General features: G+C 64.4%; 12 protein-coding genes, 2 tRNA genes, 3 rRNA genes and 1 pseudogene. 8 read left to right on the forward strand and 10 right to left on the reverse strand.

Annotated features, from left to right (window positions below; all coding sequences use genetic code 11):
- Positions 1 to 12: 12 nt before the first annotated feature.
- On the reverse strand, positions 13 to 939 hold the full coding sequence (locus QWG60_RS00885) for a glycerophosphodiester phosphodiesterase (RefSeq protein ID WP_146909116.1): 927 nt from the start codon (positions 937 to 939) through the stop codon (positions 13 to 15).
- A 166-nt stretch (positions 940 to 1,105) separates the two neighbouring features.
- Between QWG60_RS00885 and QWG60_RS00890 the strand changes: the two genes are divergently transcribed.
- Positions 1,106 to 1,696 carry a DUF4202 domain-containing protein gene (locus tag QWG60_RS00890; protein WP_107182485.1) on the forward strand — a complete coding sequence of 197 codons (591 nt, stop codon included), beginning with the start codon at positions 1,106 to 1,108 and terminating at the stop codon, positions 1,694 to 1,696.
- A 139-nt stretch (positions 1,697 to 1,835) separates the two neighbouring features.
- On the opposite strand, the pseudogene QWG60_RS00895 reads toward QWG60_RS00890, so the two are convergent.
- A pseudogene (locus QWG60_RS00895) lies at positions 1,836 to 3,425 on the reverse strand (alkaline phosphatase D family protein); the annotation flags it as partial.
- Between the two features lie 25 nt (positions 3,426 to 3,450).
- Between QWG60_RS00895 and QWG60_RS00900 the strand changes: the two are divergent.
- On the forward strand, positions 3,451 to 3,708 hold the full coding sequence (locus QWG60_RS00900; RefSeq protein ID WP_046077875.1) for a hypothetical protein: 258 nt from the start codon (positions 3,451 to 3,453) through the stop codon (positions 3,706 to 3,708).
- A 20-nt stretch (positions 3,709 to 3,728) separates the two neighbouring features.
- Here the strand turns inward: QWG60_RS00900 and QWG60_RS00905 are convergent, their stop codons facing one another.
- The 3 genes from QWG60_RS00905 to QWG60_RS00915 all read right to left on the reverse strand — a co-directional run bounded on the left by QWG60_RS00905 (position 3,729) and on the right by QWG60_RS00915 (position 7,117).
- Positions 3,729 to 4,781, reverse strand: coding sequence for a C45 family autoproteolytic acyltransferase/hydolase (locus QWG60_RS00905; RefSeq protein WP_146909118.1), 1,053 nt, complete (start codon positions 4,779 to 4,781; stop codon positions 3,729 to 3,731).
- Positions 4,782 to 5,006: 225 nt separating this feature from the next.
- Positions 5,007 to 6,263: a dicarboxylate/amino acid:cation symporter gene (locus QWG60_RS00910; RefSeq protein ID WP_035595784.1), complete on the reverse strand. Its 1,257-nt coding sequence runs from the start codon at positions 6,261 to 6,263 to the stop codon at positions 5,007 to 5,009.
- Between the two features lie 107 nt (positions 6,264 to 6,370).
- A complete protein-coding gene (locus tag QWG60_RS00915; protein ID WP_146909120.1) occupies positions 6,371 to 7,117 on the reverse strand; it encodes a dienelactone hydrolase family protein in 747 nt (248 codons plus the stop codon).
- Positions 7,118 to 7,346: 229 nt separating this feature from the next.
- On the opposite strand from QWG60_RS00915, the gene QWG60_RS00920 reads away from it, so the two are divergent.
- The 6 genes from QWG60_RS00920 (at position 7,347) to rrf (ending at position 14,417) form a co-directional block, all read left to right on the forward strand.
- Complete coding sequence (locus tag QWG60_RS00920) at positions 7,347 to 8,561, forward strand: ABC transporter substrate-binding protein (RefSeq protein WP_046077947.1); 1,215 nt, start codon at positions 7,347 to 7,349, stop codon at positions 8,559 to 8,561.
- Between the two features lie 644 nt (positions 8,562 to 9,205).
- Positions 9,206 to 10,743: ribosomal RNA gene (locus QWG60_RS00925) — 16S ribosomal RNA — on the forward strand.
- Positions 10,744 to 10,839: 96 nt separating this feature from the next.
- Positions 10,840 to 10,916 (forward strand) — tRNA-Ile (locus tag QWG60_RS00930).
- A 107-nt stretch (positions 10,917 to 11,023) separates the two neighbouring features.
- Positions 11,024 to 11,099 (forward strand) — tRNA-Ala (locus QWG60_RS00935).
- Between the two features lie 226 nt (positions 11,100 to 11,325).
- A 23S ribosomal RNA gene (locus QWG60_RS00940) occupies positions 11,326 to 14,212 on the forward strand.
- Between the two features lie 90 nt (positions 14,213 to 14,302).
- Positions 14,303 to 14,417: ribosomal RNA gene (gene rrf / locus QWG60_RS00945) — 5S ribosomal RNA — on the forward strand.
- The 16S, 23S and 5S rRNA genes sit together here with 2 tRNA genes alongside, the layout of an rRNA operon.
- Before the next feature lie 411 nt (positions 14,418 to 14,828).
- Here the strand turns inward: rrf and QWG60_RS00950 are convergent.
- From QWG60_RS00950 to QWG60_RS00970, 5 genes are all read right to left on the reverse strand, one after another.
- Positions 14,829 to 16,130 (reverse strand): branched-chain amino acid ABC transporter permease, encoded by a 1,302-nt coding sequence (locus QWG60_RS00950; protein WP_146909807.1) that lies wholly within the window; start codon positions 16,128 to 16,130, stop codon positions 14,829 to 14,831.
- Entirely contained in the window at positions 16,130 to 17,134 is a 1,005-nt protein-coding gene (locus QWG60_RS00955; protein ID WP_046078510.1) for a branched-chain amino acid ABC transporter permease, read from the reverse strand. Before QWG60_RS00955 ends, QWG60_RS00950 begins: the two co-directional genes overlap by 1 nt.
- Positions 17,135 to 17,165: 31 nt before the next feature.
- The gene (locus QWG60_RS00960; protein WP_035595723.1) at positions 17,166 to 17,870 is read right to left on the reverse strand and encodes an ABC transporter ATP-binding protein; all 705 of its coding nucleotides are present in this window, start codon (positions 17,868 to 17,870) and stop codon (positions 17,166 to 17,168) included.
- 139 nt (positions 17,871 to 18,009) lie between these two features.
- Entirely contained in the window at positions 18,010 to 18,780 is a 771-nt protein-coding gene (locus QWG60_RS00965; protein WP_046078509.1) for an ABC transporter ATP-binding protein, read from the reverse strand.
- A 49-nt stretch (positions 18,781 to 18,829) separates the two neighbouring features.
- Positions 18,830 to 20,272 carry a sodium-dependent transporter gene (locus QWG60_RS00970; RefSeq protein WP_146909809.1) on the reverse strand — a complete coding sequence of 481 codons (1,443 nt, stop codon included), beginning with the start codon at positions 20,270 to 20,272 and terminating at the stop codon, positions 18,830 to 18,832.
- Positions 20,273 to 20,361: the final 89 nt, after the last annotated feature.

Here is a 20,361-nt window from a genome sequence, read left to right on the forward strand (position 1 = left end):
TTCCTGCCAGCCTTACTCCACCAACCCACTTAACCGATCCGGGAAGTTGGTGAACATCCCGTCCACGCCCCAGTCGAGCAGGCGCTGCATCTGCTCGGGGTCGTTGATGGTGTAGGGGTGCACCAGCAGGCCGTTGTCGTGGGCCTGTTCCACAAAGCCGGCGTCGATCACGTCCTCGCCGTCGTAGACGACGTTGGGGCCGATGCCCACGGCGTAGTCGGCGATGGCCTGGAAGTCGGCGTCGCTGATCTCGGCGGGCGGCGGGGTCACCCCGGTCCATTCGGTCAGGCCGCTGCCGTCCTCGGCGGGGGAGTACCACACCAGCTGCACCAGCGGGATGTCGGCGTTGAGCGCGTGGACCTGCTCGAGGCTGTCCTGGCTGAACGACTGAATCACCACCGAGCCGGAGGCCACCAGCCCCTCGGCCTCGAGGGTCTCGACCAGCGCACGTTGCAGCTCCGGGTAGCGCTCCGGCGACTTGGTCTCGATGTAGTAGCGCACGTCGCTGCCGTAGCGGTCGATCACCTCGTCGAGGGTCAGCAGCTCGGCGCCGGCATAGGCGTCGTCGGCCCGCTCGGGGTGGGCGGCGTTGAACCAGCTGCCGGCGTCCAGCGCCTTGAGCTCGGCCAGGCTGTGGTCCTTCACCGGGCCGCTGCCGTCGGTGGTGCGGTCCAGGGTGTCGTCGTGGATCACCATCAGCTCGCCGTCGGCGCTCATGTGCAGGTCCAGCTCGAGGTAGTCGGCGCCCATCTCGCGGGCCTGCTGGTAGGCCGGCCAGGTGTGCTCCGGCGCGTGGCCGCTGGCCCCGCGGTGGGCGATGATCTGGAAGTCCTGAAGGTCGTCGAGCTGCTGCTGGAGGGCGTCGGCCTGGGCCGCGAGCGGGGCGGCGAGGCCGAGGGCCAGGGCGGTGGCGAGGGGAAGGCGGATGGCGATCGTCATGGGAGTCCTTTTATTGAATGATCGTACAACAACGTAGCGCGCCTGGCCCGAGTGAGCAAACGGCCGTTCGACGTGCGGGCTGTCAACGCTGCCTCGACATGCTTCCATGGGAAGATGACCGCTTCGCGGCCGTGCCATCACCCTGCCATCAGCACGAGGAGACACCATGAGCGATTCGTCCCCCTATGAGCGGACCCAGGCCGCGCTGGATGCCCTGCACGCACAGGACCCGCGCCGGGTGGAGGTGGCGGGGGAAACGCTGCCGCTGGAGCTGTGGCACGCCGGACGCATGAGCGACTGGCTGAACGCGCTCGACGAGGCGCCGGACGAGCTGGTGCGCCTGGCGGTGCACAACCAGCACCTGCAGCGCTGGCAGGTGCCGCGGGGCGATTATCCCGAAGGCCGGGTGGGCTACCTGACCTGGCGCCGCGACCAGGGCAAGCGCGCCGGCGAGACGACCGCCCGGGCGATGCGCGAGGCCGGCTACGCGGAGGAGGACGCCGAGCGGGTGGCGGCGATGATCCGCAAGCAGGGCCTGGGGCGCGACGCGGGCACCCAGGCGGTGGAGGACTGCGCCTGCCTGGTGTTCCTGGAGAACTACTTCGCCGATTTCTCGAAGCAGGTCGATCACGACCACCTGATCCGTATCGTGCAGAAGACCTGGAAGAAGATGTCGCCCCGGGCCCACGAGCTGGCCCTGGGGCTGCCGATGAGCGACGAGGCGCGGCGGTTGGTGGAGGAGGCGCTGGCGGGCTGAGCGCCGGCCCGTCGTCACGGGCGCGCCGCCGCCGGATTGCCCGGCGGCGGTGCAGCGACTGGCCGGCCGCGTCCTTCAGCGTCACGGTCAGTGTCTCGCTCTCGCCGTCCAGGTCGACCTGACCGAAGAACTGGTAGCCGTCGGAGGGTGGCAGGTTGGCCTGGCCTTCCGGCGGCGCCTTCTGGAACACCACCTCGGGGCCGAAGGTGGCGTCGAGCTCGCCGGGGCCGAAGGTGCCGGCGTGCAGCGGGCCGCTGACGAACTCCCAGAACGGGGCGAAGTCCTGGAAGCTCGCGCGCTCCGGCGAGTAGTGATGCGCCGCCGTGTAGTGCACATCGGCGGTCAGCCACACCACGTTGTGGATCGCCTCGTCGCGGATCGCCTTGAGCAGCCGGGCGATCTCCTGCTCGCGGCCCAGCGGCTGGCCGGGCTCGTCGTTGGCCACGGCCTCGAAGCGATCGTCGTCGCGCACCACCAGGCCGATGGGCATGTCGGAGGCGACGATCTTCCAGGTGGCGGTGGAATCGCGCAGCGAATTCAGCAGCCAGCGCAGCTGCTCCGCGCCGAGCAGATCGGCGCCGCGCTCCTGACGGTTGCGGTCGTTGGCGCCGCGGAAGGTGCGCATGTCGAGCATGAACACTTCCAGGCCCGGGCCGTAGGCGAAGCGGCGGTAGATGCGCCCGGGCGCCTCGGGGCGCTGACGCAGCGGCATGTGCTCGAGGAAGGCCTGGCGGCCGCGGGCGGCCAGCAGCGAGGCGTTCTTCTCGGTGTAGCGGTCGTCTTCCAGCAGCTCGCCGGGATACCAGTTGTTGGTGGTCTCGTGGTCGTCCCACTGGGCCAGCATCGGCACCTCGGCGTTGAAGCGCCGCACGTTGGCGTCCAGCAGGTTGTAGGCGTGCTGGCCGCGGAATTCCTGCAGGGTCTCGGCCACCTTGAGCTTCTCCGGCGTCACCCGGTTGCGCCACAGGCTGCCGTCGGCGAGCTCGACGCTCTCCTGCAGCGGGCCGTCGGCGTAGACGGTGTCGCCGGAGTGGATGAAGAAGTCGGGGCGCTGGTCGAGCATGGTGGCGTAGGTGGTCATGCCGCCGCGCGACTCGTCGATGCCCCAGCCTTGGCCCACGGTGTCGCCGGACCACACGAAGCGCACGTCGCGTGGCGTCTGCGGCGGCAGGCGCAGCCGGCCGGTGACCGGTTCGCTGATCGCACGGTGGTCGCCCAGGGCGGCGAAGCGCACCCGGTAGTGCACCTCGTCCATGCCGCCGAGCCCGGTGGCGTCCAGCTTCGCGGTGAGGCCGCCGGTCGGCAGCGCTTCGGGGCCGTGAAGCTGGCGGGCGGCGCGGAACTCGGGGTTGTCGGCGATCTCGAGCAGCATCCGGGCCGGGCGGTCGACCCGCGACCACAGCATGGCGCGGTCGGCGAGCATGTCGCCGCTCATCACGCCGCCGTCGACGACCGGGCGCCGGGCTTCGGCCAGCACGATGCCGGGGGCGACCAGGCCGGTGCCCAGCGTGGCGCCGCCGGCCAGGCCGAGCTTGAGTACGCCGCGTCGCGTCATGCGCATGATCCGTCTCTCCTCAGGGGTGAATCCCCTAGGATGGCGGCGGTCGATGACGCTGGCTTGGCAGCCGTGTGACGTCGCGGTGACCTTGACCTGCGTCATGCCATCGTTGCCCTCGCTTGACAGATCGGCCCCTCCCTCCCCATATTTGCACTTGATAATCGTTATCATTAAATAGCCCTATCGGGAGGGTGACATGGCCTATCACATCCGGGCGGCGTCTCGCGGTACCAGCCCCAGCCTGCAGATCTGCGATGTCAGCGCCTGTTCCGTACGCATGGCCTGGCAGCCGTGCGTGGCGTCGGGCGAAGAAGAGGATGAGGCCGAGCTGGAGGCGCTGCGTCGCGATGAGGCCATCGCCGAGCATCTGCGCCGCTTCCTGCAGACCACCGAGCGCTATCTCAAGGGCGAGCTGGATGGCATGCCTCGCCTGGGCGCCTGGCGCCGAAGCTGAGCCAGCGGCCGAGCCGGCACTCAGGCGTCGCCGAGCGTCACCGTCAGCGTGTCCTCGCCCTCGCAGGGCTTGCCGTGGCGCAGCACCAGGCGCCGCTGGCGCAGGTTCATGACCACCGCGAACAGTGTCTCCATGCGTTCCTCGGCCGGCTGGTCGGGGTTGAAGTGGCGGCAGATCGAGAGCGGGGCGTTGTCGTGGTCGGCGAGCATCGCGAACAGCGCCTCGGCATCGACCGCCGCGCCCAGCGGCAGCCGTTCGCGCAGCAGCGCGTCGATGCGCGTGAGCCGGGTGCCGGAGTCCGGCCGCGGGAAGTCCTCCACCTGGCAAGTGGCGGTCTCGGCGTAGAGGTGGTTGGTGTGGGTGACCGCGCCGCCGCGGGGCTCCAGCACGCCGGGCAGGCCGGGATGCACCTCGAAGCCGGCGGAGCGGCCATCGCCGCTGGCGATCAGGAAGTGGGCCGGCGAGCAGACCCGGTCGTGGGTGACCACCCGGGTTGCCGCGTCGAACGACTCGGCCTCGAGGATCTTGCGCAGCGCCACGTGGATCGGCAGCCCCTCGCCCAGGGTCCGCGAGCGAATGGCGTTGAGGCACACGCCCACCCCGTTCTCGTTCAGGCCGATCTTGGCCACCATTCCTGCCTCGCCGACGCTGACCAGGCTCGGCGCGCCCGTCGGGCGCAGCTCCATCGCCACCACGTTGTGCAGCTGGTCGCTGCGCCAGTCCCAGTTCTGGGCCAGCCACTGGGTGCCGTCGCGGTTGATCGAGAGCGCGGTGCAGCCGCCACTGGCCTGGGTCAGCGAGATCTCGCTGCGGCAGTTGAGGGTGAGGATGTCCTCGAGATCGAGCCCGGCGCCGCGGGCGATGCCGGCCATCTCGTCGAGAATCTCGGGGAAGCCGCGTTCGATCATCGGCACGAAGCGCTCGGCGACGCGGCGGGCCTCGGCCCAGCGCAGGCCGACGAAGTCGTGGAACAGCCGATCGTAGACCTCGATGCTCGAGGTGATCAGGGCGGCGTGGGTGCGGCCGTGGGCCTCGCCGATCTCGGCGCGGGAACCGGAAAAGACGCTGAGCATGCAGACCTCCAGAGCGAGAGAGGGAATGCGCTCAGCCTAGCAGGATCGGAAGGTGCGCCGGGCGGAAGCCTCGCCCGGCATCTATGTGGTACGGGACTGATCCGTCGACAGGTCGACGAGGGGCGCTGTGAACCCGTCCATGGGCGCTACTTTTGCCATCCATGGCAAAAACCCCCTCTATGACCTGTCCCGGCGCCCCGTTTCATGCTGGGCAGCGGGGCGGTATCAGCTCTTGCGCGGGGCGTTGTAGACGCTTTCGTCCAGCTCGCCTTCGCTCTTGCCGACCAGGGTGGTGACCATCAGGTCGCCGGCCACGTTGACGCTGGTGCGCGCCATGTCGAGCAGGCGGTCGATGCCGGCGATCACCGCGATGGCCTCCAGCGGCAGGCCGATCTGGGCCATGACGATGGACAGCATCACCAGACCGGCGCCGGGCACGCCGGCGGTGCCGATCGAGGCCAGGGTGCCGGTGACGATGATCATGCCGTAGTCGGCCAGGCTCAGGTCGAAACCGATCAGCTGGGCGATGAACACCGCGACCACGCCCTGATAGATGGCGGTGCCGTCCATGTTGATGGTGGCGCCCACCGGCAGCACGAAGCCGGACACGCCCTCGGAGACGCCGAGGTTGTTGCGCGCGCAGCGCAGCGATACCGGCAGGGTGCCGGACGACGAGGCCGAGGAGTAGGCCACCACCAGGGCGTCGAGGATGCCCTGCAGGTAGCGCAGCGGATTCAGCCTGCCGATCAGCGCCAGCAGGCCGGAGTAGACCAGCAGCACGTGCAGGGCGCTGGCCAGGTAGGCCACGCCGATCACCTTGGCCAGCGGCAGCAGCACCTCGAGGCCGTAGCTGCCGGCCACATGGGCGATCAGGCCGAACACGCCGATCGGCGCGAAGGCCATGACGATGTTGGTCAGCTTGACCATGGCCTCGGCGAAGCCTTCGAACACGCGCACCACCGGCTCGCCCTTGTCGCCGATCAGGGTCAGCGAGATGCCGAGCCCGATGGCGAAGACGATGATCTGCAGGATGTTGCCGCTGGCCAGGGCATCGATCGGGTTCTGCGGCACCAGGCCGACCAGGATCTCGCGCAGGCTGGGCGCCTCCTTGGCCTCGACGCCGCCGTCGAAGCTCATCTCCAGGCCGGTGCCGGGCTGGAACAGCCAGGAGGCGAACAGGCCGATGGCGATGGCGAAGGCCGTGGTCAGCAGGTAGAGAGCGATGGTGCGCGCGCCGATGCGGCCCATCTTCTGCGGGTCGCGCATGGCGGTGATGCCGACCACCAGGGTCGAGAACACCAGCGGCACGATCAGCATCTTGATGGCGTTGATGAAGATATCGCCGAGCGGCTTGAAGAGGCTGGCATCGTCGCCGAGCAGGGCGCCGGTCAGGACGCCGAGCGCCAGGCCGGCGAGGATCTTCTGCCACAGCGGGATGCGCCGCCAGAGGCCGCCGCCGGTGGTCGTCGTGGAATCGGTCAAGGGAATGGCTCCTTTCTGTTTTGTCGGCTTTTAGTAGCGGGAAATCATGCCGGAGCGCGATTCTACAGAAAGGAGTATTTAAAAACTTACGTGAGTGCGGCAGTGATTCACTGCTGTGGCAGCACCTCGTCCAGCAGTGCCATGAAGGCCGACCATGAGCGCTCGTCGGCGCGCTGCCGATAGCGGTCGGTGTCGAGGACGGTGAAGGCGTGGGGCGCGCCCGCGTAGATGCCGATCTCGTAGTCGACGCCCGCGCCTTCCAGCTGACGGGCCAGCGATGTCACGTCTTCCAGCGGGATGGCCTCGTCGCCGCCGCCGTGGGCGATCAGGATCGGCGGGGTGTCCGGCCCATAGCCCTGGCCCTCGGGGGTCGCCAGGCCGCCGTGGAAGGTGGCGTAGCCGTGCACGTCCTCGGCTGCGTCGCTGCGCGCGAGCTCCAGCGCCACGGCGCCGCCGAAGCAGTAGCCCATCACCACGGTCGGCGTTGCCGCGCCCTGGGCGCGGGCCTCGGCCAGCCCGGCCAGGGTCAGCTCGCGCATGCGCTTGCGGTCCTGGTAGAGCTTCGCCGTCTCGGCCTTCTTGGCGTCGGTTTCCACCGGGCGGTTGCCCTGGCCGTAGAGGTCGAGGGCGAAGGCGTCATAGCCCTGTTCGGCAAGCATCTCGGCGCGCCGGCGCTCGTAGTCGGTCAGGCCGTCCCAGTCATGGACGATCAACACCGTGCCGCGGGGTTCGTCGTCGGCCGGGGCGAAGTAGCCGGTGAAGGCTTCGTCGTTCACGCGATAGTCGATTTCCCGGCCGTCGGCCTGGGCGGTGCTGGCCAGCGCGGCCAGGGTCAGAAACGTCAGCGGTCGCATCGTGGGGCTCGGCGATGGAGGAATGGATCCTCAGTATAGGCGGCCAGCGTTGAAGCGCTCGTTCGATCGCTGAAACGCGGGAAGGGAGGCTTGCCAATCAAGATGTTGCAGGCGGCTTGGCGGTTTCCAGCGTTGGCAGCCACGGGTTGTGTTTTAGGCGGAGGCCTTCCAGATTGAGGGGGTGTGATTCGCGCAGCGGATGATTCGAGCAACCAGAGCGAGACCAACAATCATGAAGAAACGCGTTCTAGCATCGGCGGTGGCCGCGACCACCCTGGCCCTCTCCGGCATGGCCCAGGCCGAGGTCAAGATCGGCTTCCTCGGCGGCTTCACCGGCGGCATCGAGAGCCTGACGCCGCCGATCTTCGATGGCGCCAATCTGGCGGTACAGCAGATCAACGAGCAGGGTGGTCTGCTGGATGGCCAGGACATCGTCATGCCGACCGGCGATACCACCTGCTCCGACGCCTCGGCGGCCTCCAATGCGGCCGACCGCATGGTCAACACCGAGCAGGTCACCGCCATCGTCGGCGCCCTGTGCACCGGCGCCACCGTGGCCGCGGCCAACAATGCCGCCATCCCGGGCGGCGTGACCATGGTTTCCCCGGCGTCCACCGCGCCGGCGGTCACCGAGCTGGATGACAACGACCTGGTCTTCCGCACCGTGCCCTCCGACGCCTTCCAGGGCGAGATGCTGGCCAAGCTGCTGCTCGACAAGGGCATCCAGGAAGTCGCGGTCACCTACGTCAACAATGACTACGGCCGCGGCCTGGCCGATGCCTTCGTGGCCGCCTACGAGAACGGTGGCGGCATGGTGCTGGAGAACCTCGCCCACGAGGATAACCGCGCCGACTACCGCTCCGAGCTCGGCTCGCTGGCCGCCACCGGTGCCCAGACACTGGTGGTGCTGGCCTACGCCGATACCTCCGGCCAGACCGTGGTCCGCCAGGCCTACGAGAGCGGCATGTTCACCCAGTACGTGGGCGGTGACGGCATGGTCGGCGACAGCCTGGTCGAGGCCATCGGCGCCGACGTGCTCAACGGCATGATCGCCACTCGTCCGGGCAGCCCGGAGCTGCCGGGCACGGCCATGTTCAACCAGCAGGCCAACGCGGCCGGCATCGATCCCAGTGCGGTGTTTGCCGCCCAGGCCTACGACGCCGCCTTCCTGCTGGGTCTGGCCATCGAGGAAAATGGCAGTGCCGACCGCGAGGGTCTGAACGAGGCGCTGCGCAGCGTCGCCAGCGCCCCGGGCGAGGTGATCCTGCCCGGTGAATGGGAGAAGGCCAAGGAGCTGATCGCTGCCGGCACCGAGATCAACTATGAAGGCGCCTCCGGTACCCACGAGTTCGATGCCAACGGCGACGTGCCGGGCGTCGTGCAGGAGATGCTGGTCGAGGACGGCACCTTCACCATCCAGGGCTACGTCGACGCCGAGGAATAAGCGCGACCGTACCGTTCCAACGAACGCCCCGCCCTCGTCTTCAGAGGGCGGGGCGTTTTTGGCTGCGGCCGCTTCGCCACGACACGGGGCGAGGTACGATCCGTTCGGGAGGTCGGATCAGAAAGTCCTTGCACTATCCCGGTGATAGCCCGTAGGATACGCATCCGCTGCCGGCGACGGGCAACGTTGCAGGCGGTGATGAGTGGCAAAAGCGCTTGTTTCTCTTGAGATTTTTCGGCGATTGTCGGAATCGCTCGATTGACAGGGTCAGCGGAATCGGTAAAATGCCCGCCACTCGCTACGGTAGCCCGCTGAGGGCTCGATCGGACCTCGCTTCACTCGCTGAAGACGGCCGCTCGGTCATCCGCTTCGCTCTCTCGAGAGCTTGAAGATCCCCGGTTGACACGACGCGCCGATCACGTAGAATACGCCTTCCTTGCGAGGCACTGGTCAAGCGGCCGGGAACGCAAGATGCTCTTCTCCTTATTGAGTAGAGCTGCTCTTTAACAATCGATCAGATAATTCATGTGGGCGCTTGTCGGGATGTCGGTGACCAGTCACTAGATATCAAGACAAGCGACTCGTCAAAGAGACGTTTGAATCTTGAACCAGGTTTGGTTCCACCTTAGGAACTATCAAGCTTTTAACTGAAGAGTTTGATCATGGCTCAGATTGAACGCTGGCGGCAGGCCTAACACATGCAAGTCGAGCGGAAACGATCCTAGCTTGCTAGGAGGCGTCGAGCGGCGGACGGGTGAGTAATGCATAGGAATCTGCCCGGTAGTGGGGGATAACTTGAGGAAACTCAAGCTAATACCGCATACGCCCCAAGGGGGAAAGCAGGGGATCTTCGGACCTTGCGCTATCGGATGAGCCTATGTCGGATTAGCTAGTTGGTGAGGTAATGGCTCACCAAGGCCGCGATCCGTAGCTGGTCTGAGAGGATGATCAGCCACATCGGGACTGAGACACGGCCCGAACTCCTACGGGAGGCAGCAGTGGGGAATATTGGACAATGGGCGAAAGCCTGATCCAGCCATGCCGCGTGTGTGAAGAAGGCCTTCGGGTTGTAAAGCACTTTCAGCGAGGAAGAACGCTTGTGGGTTAATACCCTGCAAGAAGGACATCACTCGCAGAAGAAGCACCGGCTAACTCCGTGCCAGCAGCCGCGGTAATACGGAGGGTGCAAGCGTTAATCGGAATTACTGGGCGTAAAGCGCGCGTAGGCGGCTTGATAAGCCGGTTGTGAAAGCCCCGGGCTCAACCTGGGAACGGCATCCGGAACTGTCAGGCTAGAGTGCAGGAGAGGAAGGTAGAATTCCCGGTGTAGCGGTGAAATGCGTAGAGATCGGGAGGAATACCAGTGGCGAAGGCGGCCTTCTGGACTGACACTGACGCTGAGGTGCGAAAGCGTGGGTAGCAAACAGGATTAGATACCCTGGTAGTCCACGCCGTAAACGATGTCGACTAGCCGTTGGGGTCCTCGAGACCTTTGTGGCGCAGTTAACGCGATAAGTCGACCGCCTGGGGAGTACGGCCGCAAGGTTAAAACTCAAATGAATTGACGGGGGCCCGCACAAGCGGTGGAGCATGTGGTTTAATTCGATGCAACGCGAAGAACCTTACCTACTCTTGACATCGAGCGAACCATCCAGAGATGGATGGGTGCCTTCGGGAACGCTCAGACAGGTGCTGCATGGCCGTCGTCAGCTCGTGTTGTGAAATGTTGGGTTAAGTCCCGTAACGAGCGCAACCCTTGTCCCTATTTGCCAGCGATTCGGTCGGGAACTCTAGGGAGACTGCCGGTGACAAACCGGAGGAAGGTGGGGACGACGTCAGGTCATCATGGCCCTTACGAGTAGGGCTACACACGTGCTACAATGGCCGGTACAATGGGCTGCCATCCCGCGAGGGGGAGCTAATCTCATAAAGCCGGTCTCAGTCCGGATCGGAGTCTGCAACTCGACTCCGTGAAGTCGGAATCGCTAGTAATCGTGCATCAGAATGGCACGGTGAATACGTTCCCGGGCCTTGTACACACCGCCCGTCACACCATGGGAGTGGACTGCACCAGAAGTGGTTAGCCTAACTTCGGAGGGCGATCACCACGGTGTGGTTCATGACTGGGGTGAAGTCGTAACAAGGTAGCCGTAGGGGAACCTGCGGCTGGATCACCTCCTTAATCGACGACGTCACCGCCACCCGGCAAGTGTCCACAATGAATTATCTGATCGGCCAGAGCAAAAGACTGTTTGGGTATAGACCCAGCGTGACCAATGGGTCTGTAGCTCAGTTGGTTAGAGCGCACCCCTGATAAGGGTGAGGTCGGCAGTTCAAATCTGCCCAGACCCACCAAATTTTATCCAGTACCGCGTTGTTTTGTGACTCGCATAGCAGGCTATGCGTCGCCACAAAACGCCTTGTCCTGAATAAAATTCCCATGTCACGTATGGGTATTCAGAGGGGCCTTAGCTCAGCTGGGAGAGCGCCTGCCTTGCACGCAGGAGGTCAGCGGTTCGATCCCGCTAGGCTCCACCACGCTCCACAGGGTCCTGCAGTCGGTTTTATGTGAATCCGCAGTCACAAACGATCATTGCAAAAGGCAATGACACGTTTGTGACTGTCGATTGACAGTCGCTCTTTAACAATGTGAATCATGCTGACAAAGTCCCTCTCCTACCCGGGAGAGGGCATGAGATACGTCTCAAGCGTATCCGGCAATTGTCGTGGTTGTCATCGCGGATCAGACCCCTTGGGGTTATATGGTCAAGCGATGAAGCGCACACGGTGGATGCCTTGGCAGTCAGAGGCGATGAAAGACGTGGAAGCCTGCGATAAGGTTCGGCGAGGTGGCAAACAACCTGCGACCCGGACATCTCTGAATGGGGAAACCCACCTATCGTCAGATAGGTATCGTGCACTGAATACATAGGTGCACGAGGCGAACCGGGGGAACTGAAACATCTAAGTACCCCGAGGAAAAGAAATCAACCGAGATTCCCCCAGTAGCGGCGAGCGAACGGGGACCAGCCCTTAAGCGGGTGAAAGGTTAGGCGAATGAGTTGGGAAACTCAGCGATACAGGGTGATAGCCCCGTAGTCGAAAGCCTGATCCCGTGAAATCGAGTAGGTCGGGGCACGTGAAACCCTGATTGAAGACGGGGGGACCATCCTCCAAGGCTAAATACTCCTGACTGACCGATAGTGAACCAGTACCGTGAGGGAAAGGCGAAAAGAACCCCGGAGAGGGGAGTGAAATAGACCCTGAAACCGTGTGCGTACAAGCAGTGGGAGCGGGCTCGTCCCGTGACCGCGTACCTTTTGTATAATGGGTCAGCGACTTATATTCAGTGGCGAGCTTAACCGTATAGGGGAGGCGTAGGGAAACCGAGTCTTAACTGGGCGACCAGTCGCTGGATATAGACCCGAAACCGGGCGATCTATCCATGAGCAGGTTGAAGGTTGAGTAACATCAACTGGAGGACCGAACCAGGATCTGTTGAAAAAGATTTGGATGACTTGTGGATCGGAGTGAAAGGCTAATCAAGCCCGGAGATAGCTGGTTCTCCTCGAAAGCTATTTAGGTAGCGCCTCACGTATCACCGCCGGGGGTAGAGCACTGTTTCGGCTAGGGGGTCATCCCGACTTACCAACCCGAGGCAAACTCCGAATACCGGTGAGTGCAGCGTGGGAGACACACAGCGGGTGCTAACGTCCGTTGTGAAAAGGGAAACAACCCAGACCGTCAGCTAAGGTCCCCAAATCCTGGTTAAGTGGGAAACGATGTGGGAAGGCTCAGACAGCTAGGAGGTTGGCTTAGAAGCAGCCATCCTTTAAAGAAAGCGTAATAGCTCACTAGTCGAGTCGGCCTGCGCGGAAGATGTAACGGGGCTCAAACCAGGTACCGAAGCTACGGGTGCATCGAATGATGCGCGGTAGAGGAGCGTCGTGTACGCCGACGAAGGTGAGTCGAGAGGCTTGCTGGAGGTATCACGAGTGCGAATGCTGACATGAGTAACGATAAGGGGGGTGAAAAACCTCCCCGCCGGAAGACCAAGGGTTTCTGTTCGACGCTAATCGGAGCAGAGTGAGTCGGCCCCTAAGGCGAGGCCGAAAGGCGTAGTCGATGGGAAACGGGTCAATATTCCCGTACTTCACTGTATTGCGATGGGGGGACGGAGAAGGCTAGGTGAGCCAGGCGTTGGTTGTCCTGGTGAAAGTCAGTAGGCTGGGGGATTAGGCAAATCCGGTTCCCCAAGGCCGAGAGACGAGACGAACAGACTACGGTCTGGAAGTCATCGATGCCACGCTCCCAGGAAAAGCCTCTAAGCTTCAGATACAGTGGAACCGTACCCCAAACCGACACAGGTGGTCAGGTAGAGAATACCAAGGCGCTTGAGAGAACTCGGGTGAAGGAACTAGGCAAAATGGTGCCGTAACTTCGGGAGAAGGCACGCCGGTATTAGGTGAAGCCCCTTGCGGGTGGAGCTGACGCCGGTCGAAGATACCAGGTGGCTGCAACTGTTTATTAAAAACACAGTACTCTGCAAACGCGTAAGCGGACGTATAGGGTATGACGCCTGCCCGGTGCCGGAAGGTTAATTGATGGTGTTAGCGTAAGCGAAGCTCCTGATCGAAGCCCCGGTAAACGGCGGCCGTAACTATAACGGTCCTAAGGTAGCGAAATTCCTTGTCGGGTAAGTTCCGACCTGCACGAATGGCGTAATGATGGCCACGCTGTCTCCACCCGAGACTCAGTGAAATTGAAATCGCAGTGAAGATGCTGTGTACCCGCGGCTAGACGGAAAGACCCCGTGAACCTTTACTACAGCTTCACACTGGACGCTGATGTTGCTTGTGTAGGATAGCTGGGAGGCTTGGAAACCCGGTCGCCAGATCGAGTGGAGCCAACCTTGAAATACCAGCCTGGCATCATTGGCGTTCTAACTCCGGTCCGTTATCCGGATCGAGGACCGTGTGTGGTGGGTAGTTTGACTGGGGCGGTCTCCTCCCAAAGCGTAACGGAGGAGCACGAAGGTACCCTCAGCACGGTTGGAAATCGTGCAATGAGTGCAAGAGCATAAGGGTGCTTAACTGCGAGACAGACACGTCGAGCAGGTACGAAAGTAGGTTCTAGTGATCCGGTGGTTCTGTATGGAAGGGCCATCGCTCAACGGATAAAAGGTACTCCGGGGATAACAGGCTGATACCGCCCAAGAGTTCACATCGACGGCGGTGTTTGGCACCTCGATGTCGGCTCATCACATCCTGGGGCTGAAGTCGGTCCCAAGGGTATGGCTGTTCGCCATTTAAAGTGGTACGCGAGCTGGGTTTAGAACGTCGTGAGACAGTTCGGTCCCTATCTGCCGTGGGCGTTGGAGATTTGAGAAGTGCTGCTCCTAGTACGAGAGGACCGGAGTGGACGACCCTCTGGTGTTCCGGTTGTCACGCCAGTGGCATCGCCGGGTAGCTATGGTCGGACGGGATAACCGCTGAAAGCATCTAAGCGGGAAGCCTCCTTCAAGATGAGATCTCCCCGAGGCCTCGAGCCTCCTGAAGGGCCCAGCGAGACGAGCTGGTTGATAGGTCGGGTGTGGAAGCGCTGCAAGGCGTTGAGCTAACCGATACTAATGGCCCGTGAGGCTTGACCATATAACACCCAAGTGGTCTGTGATGGACAACAGACGACGGCGGATACGCGAGAGACATATCTCGTCAGCATGATTCGCATTGCCTTTTTCGCCTGACGACCATAGCGTGCGGGAACCACCTGATCCCATGCCGAACTCAGCAGTGAAACCGCTCAGCGCCGATGGTAGTGTGGGAGTTCCCATGCGAGAGTAGGTCATCGTCAGGCACTTATACCGGAAAAGCCCCGACCTCAGATGAGGTTGGGGCTTTTCTCATTGGGCCGGCGAAAAATAGGAGACAAGGGGAGTTCCCATGGAGAGTCGCGGGAGCCGCCCTCCGGGTCGCCGGCCGGATCCTCGTCAGGCACTTATATCGAGAAAACCCCGGCTCATCGAGTCGGTTTTTTTTCATTCGGGGCGATGAAAAAGAGAAGACAAGGGCGTTCACCTGGAGAGTATCGGCACGCCGACCGGGCTCCGTCAGGCACTTATTACCGAGATAACCCCGAGCCTAGAAGGCTTGGGGTTTTTCATGTCTGGACGGTCGAACAGGGTGCCGAGACCGAGCCTGGATCGATATTCGAAAAAACGCCCCGTCCTCTTCAGGAGGGCGGGGCGTTCGTGGGCGGGACGAAGCGCTAGTCGACGTGCTTGGTCTTCTCGGGTAGCAGCCCCTTGGGCGCGAAGCGCAGCACCAGGGTGATCAGCAGGCCGATCACGAACACTCGGGCCTGAAGCGCGCGGCTGTCGAGGCTGGCCGGAGCATCCCAGCCGAAGGTGCTCTCGCCGAAGTGCACGGCCAGCTCCATCAGGAACAGCGCCAGCGGCTCAGACATCAACCAGATGATGTACACCGCCACGGCGCCGAAGATGGTGCCCAGGTTGTTGCCGGGGCCGCCGAGGATGACCATCACCAGCACCAGGAAGGTGTGGTTCAGCGGCAGGTAGCCCTGTGGGTCGAACAGGCTGTTGAAGCTCGCCAGCACGGCACCGCCAATGCCCATCAGGATGCAGCCCAGCACGAAGATCTCCAGGCGGCGTCGGTTGATGTTCTTGCCCATGGCCGCGGACGAGATCTCGTTGTCGCGGATGGCGCGGATCATCCGCCCCCAGGGGGCGTGGTAGGCGCGGTGCAGCAGGAAGAAGATCGCCGCGATCACCACCGCCGTCACCGACAGGTACAGCGCGCGGGCCAGGGTGAAGCCCACTTCGGCGGGGCCGGGCACCGGCCAGGGCAGCGGCGATACGGTGGCGGTGCCGCGGGTCAGCCAGTCGGAGTTCTTGAGGAACGCCTTGATGATCTCGGCGATGCCGATGGTGGCGATGGCCAGGTAGTCGCTGCGCAGGCCCAGGCAGACGTGGCCGATGAAGTAGCCCACGCCGCCGGCCAGGGCGCCGCCGACGATCCAGCCGACCCAGGGCGGCAGGCCCAGGCCGCCGACGAAGCCGGCCTGGGACTCGATCTGCCCGGTCACGCTGCGGAAGGCGCTGATCACTACCAGGTAGAGCACCACGGCCAGCACCACGGTGATGACGGTGCGCAGCTTCTTCGGCACGCCGATGCGGTCGAGCCGCGAAGCGCCGAACACCACCAGCGCGGCGCCGACGATATAGCCCAGCACCACGGCGAGCTCGCCGGGCAGCTCGGAGTCCCAGAAGGCCTCGTTGACCGGCACGCTGAAGAACATGGCGCAGAAGCCGCCCAGGGCGACGAAGCCCATGACGCCGGCATTGAACTGGCCGGCATAGCCCCACTGGATGGTCAGGCCCAGGGCCAGGATGGCGTAGCAGGCGGCCTCGACCAGCATGCGGGTGCTGTAGGCGGCGCCCATGATCCCGTAGACGCCGAGCACGGCGATCAGCAGGGCCACGAAGATGACCACCTCGCGCAGCGGAAAGCGGCGCGGGGCGGCGACGGTATCGGTGCGTTTCGTGCTCATCAGATCACCTTGCCCTTGAAGATGCCGGTGGGGCGCCACACCAGGATGGCGACGAGGATGAAGAAGGGCACCACGATCTTGTACTCGGTGCCGACGAAGGCCAGGTTGCCGGGCAGCGACAGCCACTCGGGCAGGCTGTCACGGAACGGCCGGAGCAGGATGCCCCAGTTGAACACCGCCAGCGTCTCGGCGAAGCCGACCACGAAGCCGCCGGCGATGGCGCCGTAGGGGTGGCCCACGCCGCCGACGATGGCCGCGGCGAAGATCGGCAGCAGCAGGAAGAAGCTGAGGTCCGGCTTGAAGGTCACGTCCAGCGACAGCAGGGTGCCGGCGATGGCGGCCAGGCCGCCGGCGAGCACCCAGGTCACGGCAACGATGGTGTTGGTGTTGATGCCCGAGGCCTGGGCCAGCGAGGGGTTGTCGGACATCGCCCGCATGGCCTTGCCCAGCCGCGAGCGCGACAGGAAGAAGTGCAGTGCCACCACGCTGATCAGCGTCAGCGCGAACAGGTAGAGCTGCGGCTCGGTGATCACCACCGGCACTCGCACGCCCTCGATGGGCAGCGGAATGCGGAAGATCTCCTTGCGGTCGTCGACGTAGAGGCTCTCGCCGCCGGTGCCGGCGAACAGCCGGATCAGCCCCTGCAGCATCAGGGTCACGCCCAGCGAGGCGATGACCATGACGATCGGCTTCACGCCGTGGGCACGCAGCGGCTTGTAGAAGGTGCGGTCGATGCCCACCGCCAGCAGCGCGGTCAGCGCCATGGCCAGCGGCAGCATGATCAGCGGCGTGGGCACGCCGATGGCGGCGCCGGCCTGCGGGAAGAGGGTGGTCAGCAGCAGCACCATGAAGGCGCCGAAGGTCATCATGTCGCCGTGGGCGAAGTGGGCGAAGCGCATGATGCTGAAGATCAGCGTCACGCCCACCGCGCCGATGGCGTAGATCGAGCCGGCCACGCTGCCGGCGATCACCACGTTGTTGATGAAGAAGACGAGTTCGTTCACGGGGTCTCTCCGATGTGCCGTCGGGGCGGTCTCAGCCGCCGAGGAAGCTCTTGGCGACGTCCGGGTCGGCCAGCAGGGCCGCGCCGGTGTCGGTGAAGCGGTTCTGGCCGGCGGCCAGCACGAAGCCCTTGTCGGCGATGGCCAGCGCCTGCTTGGCGTTCTGTTCGACCATCAGGATGCCGACACCGGCGGCGTTGACCTCCTTCACCCGCTCGAAGATCTCGTTCATGTACAGCGGCGAGAGCCCGGCGGTGGGCTCGTCGAGCAGCAGCACCTCGGGCTCGGCCATCAGCGCGCGGCCCATGGCGACCATCTGGCGCTGGCCGCCGGAGAGCTCGCCGGCGGGCTGGTGGCGCTTGTCCTTGAGCGGCGGAAAGAACTCGTAGACCCGGGACAGCATGCGCTTGACGTTACCGGGCTTGAGGTAGGCGCCCATCTCCAGGTTTTCCTTCACCGAGAGGCTGGGGAAGACGTTGTATTCTTGGGGCACGAAGCCCATGCCCTTCTGCACGAGCTTGTTGGGCGGCAGGTTGTGGATGGGTTCGCCGCGCAGCAGGATCTCGCCCTGGCTGACGTGGAGCAGGCCGAACACGGCCTTGAGCATGGTCGACTTGCCGGCCCCGTTGGGACCGACGATGACGCCGATCTCGTCCGCCTCGATGGCCATGTCCACCCCGTTGAGGATGTTCATGCCGCCGTAGCCGCCGTGCACGTCGCGTGCGTCGAGTAGTGGCATAGCTGGTTCTCTGCGTTGTCGTTATCGGGCGGGATCCGGCCGCCCGTCGTTGTTGTTGCTGCGACGGGCATTCCTCGGGTGACGGGGAATGCCCTGGTGTCGCGGACCCGCTCCTTGAGCCCCGGGAGCGTCGGTGCCCCTAGGCCGCCGGAGAACCGAAGTAGGCCTCGATGACCTCGGGGTTGTTCTGGATCTCCTCGATGCTGCCCTCGACCATCACGCTGCCCTGGGCCAGCACGATCACCGGGTCGCAGAGCCGCGCGATCATGTCCATGTCGTGCTCGATGACCAGGAAGGTGTAGCCCATCTCGCGGTTGAGGCGCTCGATGTTGCCGACCAGGTCGCCGAGCAGGGTGCGGTTGACCCCGGCGGCGATCTCGTCCAGCAGCACGACCTTGGCGTCGGTCATCATGGTGCGGCCGAGCTCGAGCAGCTTCTTCTGGCCACCGGAGAGGTTGCCGGCCAGCTCGTTGCGCACGTGGTGCAGGCCGACGAAGTCGATCACCTCCAGCGCCCGGCGCCTCACCTCGGCTTCCTCGCGTCGCACCTGACCCGGCTTGAACCAGGAGGCGAACAGGTTCTCGCCGGCCTGGGCGGGCGGCACCATCATCAGGTTCTCCAGCGCCGTCATGTTCGAGAACTCGTGGGCGATCTGGAAGGTGCGTAGCAGGCCCTTGTGGAACAAGGCGTCGGCGGGGCGGTTGGTGATGTCCTCGCCGTCGAAGAGGATCTGGCCCGAGTCGAGCGGCAGGGCGCCGGCGATGATGTTGAACAGCGTCGACTTGCCGGCGCCGTTGGGGCCGATCAGGCCGGTGATCGAGCCTTCCTCGACCTGAAGGGAGCAGTCGTTGATGACCTGGAGGCCGCCGAAGGCCTTGTTGACGTGTTGGACGTCGATGATGGCGGACATGGTGCCCTCGTTATGCATTGTTCATTGTTATGGGGTGGAGCGAGGGGCCTCATGAGCCGTGGCGCTCCACCAGGAAGCTGTGTGCGGCGGCGAAGGCGCCGACGATCACCGCCGCGCCGATGGCCGGAACCCAGTAGCCCTGTACCTGGGGAATGCTGCGCAGGAACACGAAGGCCACGGCGGCCGGCGCCACGAAGCGTACCAGCAGGCGCCAGACCCGGAACCAGCTCGCGCCGGTGCGCATCTCCTTGGTCACTTCGCCATGGGTCAGTACCCAGCCGGCGAACAGCGCGATCAGCAGGCCGCCGAGCGGCATGAAGATGTTGGTGAGCAGCTCCAGCACCGCGAAGGGGCTGCGGCCGAACAACTCGTGGAAGGGCGAGTCGCTGGCCCAGGCGTTGAAGCTGAACACCGTGAGCAGGCCCAGCGCCCAGCTGGCCACCACCATGGCGGACACCGCCTGGGGGCGGCTGAGGTCGAAGCGCTCGACCAGGTAGGCGGCCACCGGTTCGATCAGCGAGATCGCCGAGCTCAGCGCCGCGCCCAGCACCAGCAGGAAGAAGACGGCACCGAGCAGCGTGCCGCCGGGCATCTCGCCGAAGGCCAGCGGCAGGGTGACGAACATCAGCCCCGGGCCCTCGGCCGGGTCGAGCCCGGCGCCGAAGACCAGGGCGAAGATCGCCAGGCCGGCGACCAGCGCCACGGCGGTGTCGACGATGGCCACGGTGAAGGCGGTGCCGGTCAAGGAGGCGTCGCCGGACATGTAGGCCCCGTAGGCCATGATGGCCCCCATGCCGAGGCTCAGGGTGAAGAACGACTGGCCCATGGCCTCCAGCCAGCCCTCCAGGCTCAGATCGGCCAGGTGGAAAGTGAACAGAAAGTCCGCGGCGGCGGCCATGTCGCCGATCATCACCGCGTAGGCCAGCACCACCATCAGGATCACGAACAGTGCCGGCATCAGGATGCGCAGGCCGTTCTCGATGCCGCGATGGACGCCGAGCCCGACGATCAGCGCCGAGGCGCCGATGAACAGGCTGTGGTAGAGCGCCAGCAGCGGCGGCGAGGCCAGCAGGACATCGAAGCTCGCGGCCACGCGCTCGGCATCGGCGTCGATCAGTCTACCGCTGAGCATCAGCCCGGTGTAATGAATCGCCCAGCCGGCGATCACCGAATAGAAGCTGAGAATCACGAAGGCCGAGACCGCGCCCAGCCAGCCGATGGATTCCCAGGCGCGGGAGGTGTGATGGGTGCGGGTCAGGAAGCGCATGCCCATGATCGGGCTGCGTCGGCTGTTGCGGCCGAGCATGGTCTCGGCGATCAGGATCGGGATGCCGACCGCGAAGATGGTCAGGGCGTAGACCAGCAGGAAGGCCCCGCCCCCGTTCTCGCCGGCCAGGTAGGGAAAGCGCCACAGGTTGCCCAGCCCTACCGCCGAACCGACGGCGGCGAGCAGGAAGGTGCCCTTGTGCGTCCAGACGTTGTTGGTGCTCATCGGTTCCCGGCGCTCGCGGCCTCGTGACTCGGGCCCCACGGCCACGAGCGGGCCATGGGGGCTGCGTGGGGCGGTGCCGCCCCATGGTC

It is taken from the genome of Halomonas halophila, assembly GCF_030406665.1.
GTDB lineage: Bacteria > Pseudomonadota > Gammaproteobacteria > Pseudomonadales > Halomonadaceae > Halomonas > Halomonas halophila.

Bases quoted from the DNA above. Each gene is read 5' to 3' on its own strand.
- QWG60_RS00885 (WP_146909116.1), bottom strand. From the start codon at position 939: ATGACGATCGCCATCCGCCTTCCCCTCGCCACCGCCCTGGCCCTCGGC.
- QWG60_RS00890 (WP_107182485.1), top strand. From the start codon at position 1,106: ATGAGCGATTCGTCCCCCTATGAGCGGACCCAGGCCGCGCTGGATGCC.
- QWG60_RS00900 (WP_046077875.1), top strand. From the start codon at position 3,451: ATGGCCTATCACATCCGGGCGGCGTCTCGCGGTACCAGCCCCAGCCTG.
- QWG60_RS00905 (WP_146909118.1), bottom strand. From the start codon at position 4,781: ATGCTCAGCGTCTTTTCCGGTTCCCGCGCCGAGATCGGCGAGGCCCAC.
- QWG60_RS00915 (WP_146909120.1), bottom strand. From the start codon at position 7,117: ATGCGACCGCTGACGTTTCTGACCCTGGCCGCGCTGGCCAGCACCGCC.
- QWG60_RS00950 (WP_146909807.1), bottom strand. From the start codon at position 16,130: ATGAGCACGAAACGCACCGATACCGTCGCCGCCCCGCGCCGCTTTCCG.
- QWG60_RS00960 (WP_035595723.1), bottom strand. From the start codon at position 17,870: ATGCCACTACTCGACGCACGCGACGTGCACGGCGGCTACGGCGGCATG.
- QWG60_RS00965 (WP_046078509.1), bottom strand. From the start codon at position 18,780: ATGTCCGCCATCATCGACGTCCAACACGTCAACAAGGCCTTCGGCGGC.
- QWG60_RS00970 (WP_146909809.1), bottom strand. From the start codon at position 20,272: ATGAGCACCAACAACGTCTGGACGCACAAGGGCACCTTCCTGCTCGCC.